Consider the following 13,202-nt stretch of genomic DNA (forward strand, 5'->3'; position numbering starts at 1 on the left):
AGTTTACTTAATTACTGTTTCGGAGCAGCAGATTTCTGCTTGTAGATATCCAACTCTTCTTTCGAAGGGTCAACAATCGCATATAACTCAGACTTGGTGATTGACATTTCGTCCAAAATATCTACTGTATTTTTGTAAGTAGCATCATCAGTTGGTTTAATTACAACAGTGAACTTAGTTTGGTCGATTGCATTAACTCTTGCCTTCAAAATTGCGGTACGGATACCATCTTTAGAGTAATCAGTTTCGCTCAATAACTCAGGAGTCAAGTTTTTTGATGACTTCTGGTGATAGAATACACGATTATCTTTACCCATTATGATCGTAATCGTATTCGATTCTTTGATTTCTGCCGTCTCAGGTGGTTTATTTTCATCCTTCTCCTTTTCTGGCATATTCAGTTTCATCATATTAGGCTTGCTGAACGTCGTGGTGAAAACAAAGAATGTTATCAGTAAGAATCCTAAATCTACCATGGGAGTCATGTCAACTCTTGCGGATTGCTTTTTGGCCCGTACTTTACCATCACCTTTGCCACCACCACTGGAGGTGTCTATTTCTGCCATTGTTTTACAATGTTTAGATGATTCGTTAAAATATTAGTTAGGTGCATTTTCAACACCAGTAATTAACTGAAACTTGTTAATGTCTCTTTTTCCAAGTTCATTAAGTACTTGTTTTACTGCTGGATAATTAGTTGAGGCATCACCTCTGATCGCCAGTTTAGCTGAAGGATTTACTTCTTTTAAATAAGTCGAAACCCAATCTCCTAATTCACTTTTAGTGCTATCATTCGGAATACCTGCCATCACTACATTAATTTGGTCTTCTGGCGGCAAATTCAAGTATTGCTTTAAACCAGCAATACTGATTCCGAAATCTGATAGTTTCTCGAAGCTCTTCATATCGGTAGTAGTTACTGATACACCATATTTTTGAGCCATTCTTTGAAGCAATTCACCACGTTGCTTTGCATCTGCGATACCAAAATAGTATTTTCCTTTTGGGTCGATACTTATGGTAGCCACACCCGTTTCAGGGATTTTTGTTTGCGAAATTGACGAAGGTGTATCGATTGTTACTGATTCTTGACCTTTAAACTGGGTAGTCATGATAAAGAACGACAATAACAAGAATGCCACGTCACACATCGCTGTCATATCCATGACAGGACTCTTTCGTTTAGGTTTTACTGCTGGCATAACTCCTTAATGATTTAGTTTATTTTACAAATATAACGAAAACAAATTTAGATTGTTATCTAATTATGTAATTTATTTTTAGAAACAATCTTAACTTGCTAATTAAGATTAGTTATGAGCTGCAAAATTTTGTTGGATGCTCAAACCGATTTCGTCAATTTTGTAAGTTAAATCATCAATTTTAGATGTAAAGAAGTTATACATGATGATTGAGATTGCAGAAGTACCGATACCTAAGGCTGTGTTAATCAAGGCCTCAGAGATACCCGTTGCAAGAGCTGCTGCATCTGGGGCTCCACCACCAGCACCAAGAGCTGAGAACGCACGAATCATACCAAGTACAGTTCCTAATAAGGCGATCAAAGTTGATACAGTTGCCAAAGTAGAAAGAATTGTAAGGTTTTTCTCAAGCATTGGAAGCTCCAATGAAGTTGCTTCTTCTACTTCTTTTTGAAGAGCTGCTAATTTTTGTTCTTTGTCTAAAGAACCATCAGTTGTCAACAAACTGTATTTGCCTAATGCAGTTTTTACTACATTACCTACTGAACCTTTTTGCTTGTCACACTCTTTGATTGCATCAGCAACATTGTTTGAATCTAATAACGAACGAACTTTACGAACGAAAGCATCGATATTACCTGTACCTGAAGCTTTGTTGATAGTGAAGAAACGCTCAATTGAGAAAACTAATACACAAAGGAAACATGTCATCAAGATAGGCACGACAACACCACCACTGTGGATAAGGCCAAAGAAGTCACCTGGTTTTGGTTTGTGTTTTTCGGCATCAAGGAAGTGACTTGCATCACCTAAGATGAAAACGTAAGTTGCGATTGCGATTGCAAGAAGTACAGGAATTGTTAACGCTGGATTTAATCCACCACCAGTTGATTGTTTTGCTGCTGGTTTAGCTGCAGGGGCTGCTGTCTTTTTTTCCATTAGATTAGAAAATTTTAGGGTTTTAAAAAGTTAAAAATGTTTTTTTGTTAAATAAAAGTTTAAAAAATTAAAAAATCGAGCTATTTCAAAAGAAAATACTGCCAATCCAGTTAATGTATTCTTTTTAATTTTTTGACAATTTTATAGAAAAACCGTGAAACAAAAAAGTATAAATACAATTAATTTTTACTCAAAAACTGAATTATTGAACTTTTTTAAGATTTGCTTAGTATCAAAGTGATACAATAGAGTGTCTTAACATTTTAGCTATCAAGTATTTAGCCTTTTTTTTATTTGAGTCTTAATATCCATAAAACTAAAGTTTTCGTTGATATTTTTTTTCTATTAAATATTGCCTTTAAAAGGCAATATTCAACAAAATAGTCTATTGCTTATTACTATCTACCTTTATTCGTTCTTCACGATTTACCAATTCCCAAGCTGTTTGAAAAACTAAGCGTGTAATTTGCTGGTATTTTGGAAAGAGAATTTTCTCGACATCATCTCCCGGACGATGATAGTCTTCGTGTACGCCAGTAAAGTAAAAAATGACTGGAATTTTGTTTTTAGCAAAATTATAATGGTCTGAACGATAGTAAAAACGGTTAGGATCTTTAGGGTCATTGAAGGTATAATCTAAGTCGTAATTGATGAATTTTTTGTTTACGTCTTCGCTTATTTGGTGTAATTCTGAAGATAATTTATCTGAGCCAATCAAATAAACATATTCTTCTTTGGGTGCATGTTGTTTGTCTATTCGGCCAATCATATCTATATTCAAATCACATACTGTTTTTGCTAATGGAATGATCGGGTCTTTGTCAGTATAATATTGAGAACCGAGCAAACCTTTCTCTTCACCTGTAACGGTCATAAACAAAATACTGCGGCGTGGACCATTTCCTGCTTGCTTTGCTTTGGCAAATGCTTCAGCAATTTCGAGAACCGCACACGTGCCAGAACCGTCATCGTCAGCTCCGTTGTGAATTTGTCCGTTTTGGATTCCTACGTGGTCGTAATGAGCGGTTATTAATACAACTTCATCTTTTTTGTCTGTTCCTTCCAAAAATCCTAAAATATTTGCCGTTTCTACTGGCACTTCTCCCCTCTCGGCTTTCACCGAAACCGTTGAAGGTTTTATTTTACTTGCCGAACTTTCTTTCTTATCGCTGATTTCTTCCACTATTTTGGTTAGTTTACTTGACTTCACATCAAGCATTTCGGCCGCCATTTCTTGAGAGACGAAAAAGGTTGGGTTGGAAGTTGCTTTTTCAGCCGATGATGCAGCATTAAAACTTAATTGATTGAATCTTGACAAAACTGCTTTACGCTCGGCAGCCAGTGAAGTGAATTTCTGAGCATCGGTTGCCGAAATCACAAAAAACATTTTCGCTCCGTGATTCAACGCAATATTGATTTTCTTTTGAAGCCCTGTTCTTTCAGTCCATTCGGATTTTTCATCGGCTTTGGTGAAAAGATTTTTTCCTTCTTTGTCTTTTGGTTCGCCATCAAAAAAGACAACGGCTTTTCCTTCTACATTAATATCTTTATAATCGTTATAACCGCCTCCTTCTTGCTCTATTCCATAACCTACAAAAACAACCGACATTGATTGTTCTTCGGGAATACTCATTAGCCCGTTAGGATAGTAATCTTTGAAGAATTCTTTCTTTTTGTTACCTATCTTTATATAGGCATCTTTCCAGCCTTTTTGATAAAGGTTGAATTTTTGGAAATAACCTTTACTACCATCTTTTTGCGGTGCGATTGCTTGCAAACCCAAACTGGCAAAATGCTTGGCGATGTAATCGGCTGCTTTTCGCTGTCCTTCTGAGCCTGTATCTCGCCCCTCGAGGCTATCAGAGGCAATGTAAGTCAAATGTTTTCTTAAATCTTGTGCTGAAATCGTGGAAGCAAATTCGGTAGATTTGTTATCTTGTGCAAACAGACTTGAGGAAAAAAGTAATGATAAAACCAGCGTTTTTTTCATGTATAATGGTTGGTTTGTTGAAAATAATTTCAGTAAAAATAAATGATTTTCAATTTAGATTCATCTTTTACTCATAATTTTGCTTAAATTACTTTTTCTGACATAAATGACTAAAGAGCAAGTTTTAAAAAAATACTTCGGTTACGATAAGTTTCGTCCACTACAAGCTGAGATTATTGATACGATTCTGTCAAAACAAGATTGCATGGTACTGATGCCTACTGGCGGTGGAAAATCAATCTGTTTCCAAGTACCTGCTTTGGTTATGGAAGGCATTACCTTGGTTATTTCGCCCCTAATTGCCCTCATGCAAGACCAAGTGCAATCTTTGCAAGCCAATGGTGTTCCTTCGGCTTTTTTGAATAGCTCATTAGATTCGATACAGCAACGAACGCTTGAAGAAAAATGTAAGTCTGGTGAAATAAAATTACTCTACATTTCGCCCGAAAAACTTTTTCATAATAATTATATAAGTTTCATTAAAACTCTTTCGGTCAATCAGATTGCTATTGATGAATCTCATTGTGTTTCGACTTGGGGTCATGATTTTAGACCAGAATACACCAAGCTAAATATTTTGAAAGAAACGTTTCCGAATGTGCCTGTGGTTGCCCTAACTGCAACCGCCGACCGTGTAACGAGAAAAGATATTTTAACTCAATTGGGTGTACCAGATGCAAAGGTTTTTATTTCTTCTTTCGACCGACCAAATTTAGGTTTGAATGTGTTGGGTGGAAGAAATAGACTGAAAATAATGCAGGAGTACATTGGCAAGCGACCCAATCAATCGGGAATTGTTTATTGTTTGAGTAGAAAAAATACCGAAGACGTTGCCGAAGGTTTACGCAAAGTTGGTATCAGAGCGATGCACTACCACGCAGGCATTGATGCCAAAACCCGCTCGGAGGTTCAAGAAGCTTTTATAAAGGATGAGATTCAGGTAATGGTCGCAACGATTGCCTTCGGAATGGGTATTGATAAATCGAATGTGCGATTTGTGATTCATTATAGTTTACCATCGAATGTTGAAAGTTATTACCAAGAAATTGGTCGTGCTGGGCGTGATGGTATGAAATCAGACACGCTGTTGTTTTATAGTTATTCTGATATCATGACCCGCAAAGACATGATTCAAAATTCTGAACTGCCCGATGAGATGAAAGAAGTGCAGTTTGCAAAACTCGACCGCATGAAACAATATGCCGAGTCAGAGATTTGCCGAAGACGAATCTTGTTGAGTTATTTTAATGAAGAAGCCCAAAACGATTGTGGGAATTGCGATGTTTGTAAGAATCCTCCACAAAAATTCGATGCCACAATTTTTGCTCAAAAAGCATTGTCGGCCATTTCTCGCACCGAAGAAAAAGCAGCAATGGGTATGGTGATTGATATTTTGAGGGGTTCGCAGAATAGGGCAATTTATGACCGAGGTTATCAGACTTTAAAGACATTTGGCGTAGGCAAAGAACTAAAATACGAAGAATGGGCCGACTATATTACGCAAATGCTCAATTCGGGCATTTGTGATATTGCCTATGATGAGCGTCATGCTCTGAAATTAAATGCAGTTTCAAGACAGATATTATATGAAGGCAAAAAAGTAAATTTAGTAAGATTTGAGGCTTACGATATTAAGAAAGCACGACAAGAAGAAGCCGCTCCGAAAGAAAAAACGAAGCGAGAAATTATAAAAGATGCTTTGTTTGAAAAACTTCGACTTCTCCGCAAGAAAATTGCCGATGAACAAAGCGTTCCGCCATTTGTGATTTTCTCAGATGCTACGCTTTCGGACATGGCTCAGAAACGACCAATCAATCGTTTTCAGATGATGTCAGTTTCGGGTGTTGGTGAACAGAAATTCAGGCAATATGGCGATGAATTTATCAATGAAATTCTATCATTTACGGGCGAAAACCCAGGTATTGGGCGAGCAAAGCAAGAAAAAGGCATGACATTTTTGGAAACCTTTGAAATGTATAAAGCTGGACTTTCGATTGATGAAATGGCCGCTAAACGCTCCCTAAATCCTGTTACGATTATTAGTCATTTGGTAAAACTCAAGCAAGATGGTCAAGACATCGACCTCAAACAATACATTGCCACTTATGAATATAACCAAATCATTGCCGAAGCCATGAAGTTGAATGTTCAAAAAGGCGATGCAATCAAACCATTGTTTGAAGCACTCGAAGGAGTTTATGATTATGGAAAAATAAGGCTTGCCTTAGCGATTTGGGGAAAATAGTACAACATTTGTCAAATAAATCGTTTTGTACTTTTTAAGTAGATAATGAAATGAAGAAAATCTTATTGGTAGAAGATGAAATAAATGTGGTTAGCTTCATTAAAAAAGGCTTAACCGAAGAAGATTTTGAGGTTTCGGTCGCTCTTGATGGCAGTAGTGGCACTCAGATGGCTTCTGACAATGATTTCGATTTGATTATTTTGGATATTATGCTACCTGATACAAACGGCATTGAGGTTTGTAAAATTCTACGCAATAAAAATATTCAAACGCCTATTTTGTTTCTGACGGCTCTCAATACTGCTGATAATATCGCTCTCGGTCTAAACTCTGGGGCGGATGATTATTTGGCAAAACCATTTAAATTTATTGAATTAGTTGCCAGAATCAAGGCTTTACTCCGTAGAAGTTCAGCCACAGGAAATGAGATAAAAACCAAAGAAAATATCTACACGATTGCCAACTTAAAAATGGACGATGATGCCAAAACCGTTGAACGCAATGGCGAGTTAATATCGCTGACAGCTACCGAATACCGCCTGCTATTTACTCTTATTAAAAACAAAGGTCGAGTTTTATCAAGAGTCGATTTGCTCGAAAGTGCTTGGGATATTAATTTTAATTTGGCAACTAATGTGGTTGATGTTTACATAAATTACTTGCGTAAAAAAATAGACTCAAACTACGAACCTAAACTCGTACATACTGTAATTGGAATGGGATATGTATTAAAAGAAGCATGAAAACTCAATTAAAAATAGCCTTGGTACTCATCCTGACAAACGTAATAATGTTATTACTTTTGGGTGGCAGCATCTACTATTTTTTATACAATTATTCATACACTGACTTTTATAAACGCTTAGAAACCCGAGCCAAGATTTCGGCAAAGTATAATTACGATGCCGATAAAATTGATGCTCAATCGTTTAAGAAAATTAGAGAAGAAAACCTCGAAAAACTCAGCGAAGAAAAAGATTATCGTTTTGAAGTTGAATCAGAAGAAGATTTGCCTGCAATTGCTCAGAAAACCACTTTGCCACTTAGTTTTTTGGAAGAGATTTTGAACAAGACAAAATCGACACTTCAACTCAACGAAACATTTTATACTGGTATCAGATATAATAGTAATGACAAACAATATATAGTAATTGTATCGGCAAAAAACTACTATGCTTCGCATCACTTGATTTTCATGCGGAATATCATTTTGGTAGCGGTTTTTCTGATAGTTATTTTCATTACTTCGCTATCGTTTTATTTCTCAAAACATATTTTCGACCCTATCAAGAGTATTACAGATAGCGTAAAACAAATCAGTACAGAAAACATTCATCAAAGAATTGAAGAAAAATATAATGATAACGAAATTAGTCAGTTGATTTCGACTTTCAATGATTTACTGAACAGGCTTGAAACATCTTTTGAAACACAGAAGAACTTTGTGAGCAATGCTTCGCATGAGTTTGGCACTCCGCTTACCTCTATCATGGGCGAAGCCGAAGTAATGCTCATGAAAGAACGCACGCCCGAAGAGTATCAGCAGTCGCTCACCAGTATTTTAGGACAAGCCGAACGTCTCAATCAAATTACTCAAACATTGCTTTACTTAGCTCAGACTGGATATAGCAATAAAAAAGTAAACTTTGAAATTCTACGTACGGATGAACTCCTATGGCAAGCAAAAGGGATAATTGATAAGCTAAACCCCAAAAACAACATTATCATTGACTTTAGTCTGTTGCCCGAAAACCCATTTAAACTAAAAGTTATGGGTAATAAACAGCTCTTATCGCTTGCTTTTACGAATCTGCTCAGCAATGCTTGCAAATATTCAAGCAATAAACCCGTAAATGTGAGTATTGCTTCGAGCGACAGTCAAGTTTTTTTGATAATAAAAGACCAAGGAATAGGCATTCCAGAATCTGAAATGCCATTTATCTATGACCCGTTTTTTAGAGCATCAAATACTCGTCATTTCGAGGGTTATGGCATTGGTTTGCCACTTACCCGGAATATCATCAAGATTCATAATGGACAACTAAACGTCACCTCGGTTGTGAACGAAGGCACTACTGTTCAGATTAAACTCCCGCTGGCCAATATCCAAAAGTCATAAATAGTCCACTGTCAGCAGTCGATAGTCAACAGAAATACTTCAAAAAAAATCAATTTTCTGCCAAAAAGCCAAATTTCTGCAAATCTTAAAATTCTAATCCGATTTTAATCTACCTCTTAAACCTCTCTCATCTGTCTAAAACAACTTTGTACTTTAATTTTTCATGTATCAAATAATTGGAGTATGACAACTAAAATATTAATACCTACTGATTTTCATGTAGAATCTCTCAATACGCTCAAATTGGCGATGAATCATTTAGAAACCTATGAGGTTGATGTAGTTTTAATGTATTCAGAAGATTTGGGAAACTCTATTACAGAACTACTTTTCTACAATCCAAAAAAAGTTGTCGAATCGCTTAGAACAAAAGAATTTGATGAAGCCCTCTCGATTCTCAAAAACAGATTCGAAACTCGCATTAAGTCAATTAGTTATGAAATATTTCATGGGTATCGTATAAAACTAATCGAAGATTTCATGGAGTCGAAAAACATTGATTCTATTTTCTTGCCAAAGAGTTATCTTCTACGACTACCCAAAAAAGGATTTGATACGATTCCGCTTATCAAAAAATCAAAACTTACATATAAAGAATTAGATTGGGAAACTGGTGTTTATGATTCGGAAGAATTACAACTCAATGCATTATTCATTTACTAAAATTATGCTAAATAAATTGCCACGAACTTTAAAGGCGTGGCAATTTTACAGAATTCAGAAAATTTTACTACTTGTACCCTTCTGCTTGTAAGTAAAATAACTCGGAATATCGTCCATTTTTAGCCAAAAGTTCTTCGTGTGTGCCGATTTCGAGCAGATTTCCTTTATCAAGAACCAAAATTCTATCTGCCATTCTTACTGTTGAAAACCTGTGTGAAATCAAAATAGCAGTTTTTCCTTTGGTAAGTTCGGCAAAACGTCGAAAAACTTCGTATTCAGCACGGGCATCGAGAGCAGCCGTTGGTTCGTCCAGAATCAAAACTTCGGCTTCACGCAAATAAGCTCTCGCCAAAGCAACTTTTTGCCATTCTCCGCCCGAAAGTTCAATTCCTTTAGCAAATTTCCTTCCCAAAGGCTGTTCATATTTCAGTGGTAATTTTTCAATAACGGTATCGGCCAAACTTTGGTTAGCTGCTCTTTCAAGTTCGGGAAGTTCCTCACGAGACTCAATATCACCGACTGCAATATTATCGCCTGCGGTAAAATTGAATTTCTGAAAATCTTGAAAAATGACACCGATGTGTTCACGCAATTCTGCCAAATTATAATCCTTTAAATCAACACCATCCAATAAAATTCGGCCTTCGTCGGGGTCATATAATCTTGCCAACAATTTTACTAAAGTTGTTTTTCCTGAACCATTTTCTCCAACTAAAGCCAGCTTCTCTCCTACTTTTAATGTAAAATTCAGATTTCGATTTGCCCATTTATCAGAATTTGGATATTTGAAACCAACATTCTCAAAACTAAAACCTACTTTAATTGGATTTGGGAAAGGTTTGGGTTGAGTGGGCGAGATAATTTGTGGCTCAATCTGGTAAAATTCAAACAAATCATTGAGATATAAAGCTCCTTGCGAAATGCTGGTGAATCGCCCAAGAATACCCTCCAACAAAGATTTTAACTGCCGAAACGAACCCGCTAAAAAAGTCAAGCTCCCAATCGTAACGATTCCTTTGATGGTTTCTACAATGATTAAGGTATATGCAGCAAAATACCCCAAAGTACCGATTGCCACCAATAAACTTCCCCACGATGCTCTTTCTATTGCCAGCTTTTTGTTTTCCTTGAAATATCGGTCTGATAAATTTCGGAATCGTTCAATAATAAAATCTGAAAGTCCGAAAAGTTTTACTTCTTTGGCGGTTTCATCACTCGCACCAATAAAACGGTAATAATCTAACTCACGGCGTTGCGGCGTCCAACCTCTTTGTAGCGAATAACTTTTGGCGTTAAAATGCCATTCACCAATAAAAGATGGAATGACTGAAACCAAAAGCAAGGCAATCAACCACGGATTAAAAGTGACGAGTCCGACGAGCAAAAGCCCCATCGTGATGGCATCTTGTCCTTGTGCCAAAATCTGCGAAAGTAGAGCTGTTCGACCGTTAGTTTGCTGTCTGGCTCGTTCGAGTTTATCATAAAAAGTGGCGTTTTCAAACTGAGCTAAATCAAGCGAAACAGCGTGATTCATTAGTTTTATCGACGTTCTATTAGCAAACAAATCACCTAAAAGACTATCAGTCAAAGCAATACCACGAGAAAGCAAATCGCTGATAATCATTAAACCAAATTCAGCGGCAATCAATAAATAAATTTGATTGAGGGTTTCTGATTTGCTCGCACTAAGCACCAAAACCTCATCAATAATAAGTTTGCCAATGTATAAAATAGAAATCGGAATAGCCGAACGAAGGAGACGTAAAACTGTATTACTGATAGTCAAGACGGGCGAAGTAAGATAGACTTCACGCAAAAAAGCAGGTAAATTACCCAATGCTTTTAGACGTTCTTTGATATTGGGTTTTGTTTCAGATGTATCAATAATTGGTCGAGCCATTAGGTTTCGGTCAGATTTATCATTCATTTAACTTCCGAATCAAGATTTGGGTTCAGTATAAAACAGAATATCAACAAAAGCAACAGCTTTTTTTATGTTTTCTTACAAATAAATCTTTCTTTTGTACCAAAATGAAAAAACTCCCCTTCGATACTGACCAAGAACTCCTTGCTGATATTGCCACTGGTGATAGTCGGGCTTTTGAGATTTTGTATCGAAGATACTTTTCAAAACTCTATGGAGCTGCCTACAAACGCCTGCAAGACAAAGAACTGACCGAAGAGGTGGTTCAAGAATTATTTGTTTCGCTTTGGGAACGTCGTGAAACGCTTCCCATCGAAAATATCGAAAATTATCTTTTTACTTCCATCAAATACCTTGTCATTGCTCAATTCAAAAAAAATACACTTTTTGAGAAATATTCATCAACTTTAATGCTTGATGAGAATGACGATAATTTTACGGAACAAGCCGTTGCTTTCGACGAATTGAATGATGCTTATCAGCAAGCTCTTCAAACAATACCCGAAAAATGTCGTGAAGTTTTCTTACTAAAACGAAGTGGACTTTCTCAAAAAGAGATTTCGGAAAGACTTGATATTTCGGAGAAAACCGTTGAAAATCAAATGACCAAAGCCCTCAAAATTCTGCGTGAGGCATTGAAAGACTATACTGCACTGGGCATTCTATTTTTTACAATCGGGTAAACTAAACTCTTACTTACTCAAAATTTGATTCCAATCTGTGATTAAAATCACAGCCTTAAAGAACAACGGAAATGATGTACAGTAAAACCAATTTAAATCGGTTTGGTAGAATAAAATAACATCCTTTGTTACCTTAGACCTCGAATTTATTCGGGGTAAGTTCACGCAACAAAAACTCTCTGAAATATTTTTCATTCTCACGTAGGGGAAATCTTCTGCTCGTTTCACTTAGTCTATGAAAGCAATAAAAAATGAAAATAAACAAAGAAATAATTGAACGTTTTTTACAAAACACAAGCACCGACCAAGAACGTCGGGCAGTAGAAACATGGTATTACTCGTTTGAAAACAATCTTGATGGAATTAGCCAACTGACAGATGAAGAACAGCTTGATTTAGAAAATGAACTTTATCTCAAAATCAAAGAAAAAATAGCACCAGTCCAAAAAACACCTACTCGACAAATAAATTGGGTTTGGTATTTGAGCAGTGCGGCGGCTATGTTTTTATTGACTTTTGGAATCTGGACTTATAATAAATCGGCCAAAAATATTCAATCTTTAAGCGGGATTCCGTTTTCGGGTTGGGCAAAATACGAGAATGTTTCTGCAAAAGAACTGAAAATTACATTGCCTGATGGAAGCGTGGTTGTGATGAAACCTAAGACACAACTTTCTTATAATCAATCAGATACAAAATTTAGAGAAGTAAATCTGATAGGCGAAGCATTCTTCGATGTGATGCACGATGCTACTCGCCCCTTTTTGATTTATACAGGAAAAATGACAACGAAGGTTCTCGGCACAAGTTTTTCGGTGAAGGCATATCCGAGCATGAAAAAATCGGAAGTTTCAGTAGTATCGGGCAAGGTAACGGTTTTTGAAAAAGATGCAGAAGACAAACAAAACAACGGTGTAATTCTGACTCCGAACTTAAAAGTAACATTCTTTGATGAAGAAGAGCATTTTGTAACTGGTTTGGTCGAAAAGCCCGAAGTTCTTACAACTATCAATAAAGAAAACCTGAGTTTTAATTTTCAAGATGCCCCACTCAATGAAGTGCTAACTGCTCTCGAAAAAGCCTACGGCATAGAAATGGTTTTAGAGCGAGAATCACTCGGAAAATGTACGCTCAACGGAGATTTAACCGAAATGCCACTTTTCACCAAACTCGATATCATTACACGTTCACTCAATGCCACTTATCAAGTTAAAGGAACAAGTATTTTAGTCAGCGGAGCTGGTTGTGAATGAGAACAGAGAATAATTTGAATACCTAATTCATAAAACATAAAATCTTAACTGTGGATTATTGACCATCGACCGTGGACTATTAATTTTCAAAACTTCATATAAAACCAAAAACCAATTTTTTACAAAAAAGCCGAGAGTGCTGGAAACACTTTCGGCTTACAATCACCTCAGTTCCATCGCCAAA

General features: G+C 36.5%; 11 protein-coding genes. 6 read left to right on the forward strand and 5 right to left on the reverse strand.

Annotated elements, in window-relative coordinates; all coding sequences use genetic code 11:
- Nucleotides 1-11 precede the first annotated feature (11 nt).
- The 4 genes from ABR854_RS08815 to ABR854_RS08830 all read right to left on the reverse strand — a co-directional run bounded on the left by ABR854_RS08815 (nt 12) and on the right by ABR854_RS08830 (nt 4,131).
- Nucleotides 12-566 carry a biopolymer transporter ExbD gene (locus tag ABR854_RS08815; protein ID WP_064196755.1) on the reverse strand — a complete coding sequence of 185 codons (555 nt, stop codon included), beginning with the start codon at nt 564-566 and terminating at the stop codon, nt 12-14.
- Nucleotides 567-599: 33 nt separating this feature from the next.
- Nucleotides 600-1,202, reverse strand: coding sequence for an ExbD/TolR family protein (locus ABR854_RS08820; protein WP_350265036.1), 603 nt, complete (start codon nt 1,200-1,202; stop codon nt 600-602).
- 108 nt (nt 1,203-1,310) lie between these two features.
- The gene (locus tag ABR854_RS08825; RefSeq protein WP_350265037.1) at nt 1,311-2,141 is read right to left on the reverse strand and encodes a MotA/TolQ/ExbB proton channel family protein; all 831 of its coding nucleotides are present in this window, start codon (nt 2,139-2,141) and stop codon (nt 1,311-1,313) included.
- A gap of 385 nt (nt 2,142-2,526) precedes the next feature.
- Nucleotides 2,527-4,131, reverse strand: a complete 1,605-nt coding sequence (locus tag ABR854_RS08830; RefSeq protein WP_350265038.1) for a M28 family peptidase — start codon at nt 4,129-4,131, stop codon at nt 2,527-2,529.
- A 106-nt stretch (nt 4,132-4,237) separates the two neighbouring features.
- Here ABR854_RS08830 and recQ point away from each other — a divergent pair, with 106 nt between their 5' ends.
- The 4 genes from recQ to ABR854_RS08850 all read left to right on the forward strand — a co-directional run bounded on the left by recQ (nt 4,238) and on the right by ABR854_RS08850 (nt 9,158).
- Nucleotides 4,238-6,376 carry a DNA helicase RecQ gene (gene recQ, locus ABR854_RS08835; RefSeq protein ID WP_350265039.1) on the forward strand — a complete coding sequence of 713 codons (2,139 nt, stop codon included), beginning with the start codon at nt 4,238-4,240 and terminating at the stop codon, nt 6,374-6,376.
- A gap of 50 nt (nt 6,377-6,426) precedes the next feature.
- Nucleotides 6,427-7,119, forward strand: coding sequence for a response regulator transcription factor (locus ABR854_RS08840; protein WP_350265040.1), 693 nt, complete (start codon nt 6,427-6,429; stop codon nt 7,117-7,119).
- On the forward strand, nt 7,116-8,495 hold the full coding sequence (locus ABR854_RS08845) for a sensor histidine kinase (RefSeq protein ID WP_350265041.1): 1,380 nt from the start codon (nt 7,116-7,118) through the stop codon (nt 8,493-8,495). The genes ABR854_RS08840 and ABR854_RS08845 overlap by 4 nt, the downstream gene beginning before the upstream one ends.
- Nucleotides 8,496-8,678: 183 nt before the next feature.
- A complete protein-coding gene (locus ABR854_RS08850; protein WP_350265042.1) occupies nt 8,679-9,158 on the forward strand; it encodes an adenine nucleotide alpha hydrolase family protein in 480 nt (159 codons plus the stop codon).
- Nucleotides 9,159-9,225: 67 nt separating this feature from the next.
- On the opposite strand, the gene ABR854_RS08855 is transcribed toward ABR854_RS08850, so the two are convergent.
- Nucleotides 9,226-11,085: an ABC transporter ATP-binding protein gene (locus ABR854_RS08855; RefSeq protein WP_350265043.1), complete on the reverse strand. Its 1,860-nt coding sequence runs from the start codon at nt 11,083-11,085 to the stop codon at nt 9,226-9,228.
- Between the two features lie 104 nt (nt 11,086-11,189).
- Here ABR854_RS08855 and ABR854_RS08860 point away from each other — a divergent pair, with 104 nt between their 5' ends.
- Both ABR854_RS08860 and ABR854_RS08865 read left to right on the forward strand, forming a co-directional pair.
- The gene (locus tag ABR854_RS08860; RefSeq protein WP_350265044.1) at nt 11,190-11,765 is read left to right on the forward strand and encodes an RNA polymerase sigma-70 factor; all 576 of its coding nucleotides are present in this window, start codon (nt 11,190-11,192) and stop codon (nt 11,763-11,765) included.
- Between the two features lie 251 nt (nt 11,766-12,016).
- Nucleotides 12,017-13,018 carry a FecR family protein gene (locus tag ABR854_RS08865; protein WP_350265045.1) on the forward strand — a complete coding sequence of 334 codons (1,002 nt, stop codon included), beginning with the start codon at nt 12,017-12,019 and terminating at the stop codon, nt 13,016-13,018.
- Nucleotides 13,019-13,202: the final 184 nt, after the last annotated feature.

Origin of the sequence: Emticicia sp. W12TSBA100-4, assembly GCF_040253585.1 — a bacterium.
Lineage (GTDB): Bacteria > Bacteroidota > Bacteroidia > Cytophagales > Spirosomataceae > Emticicia.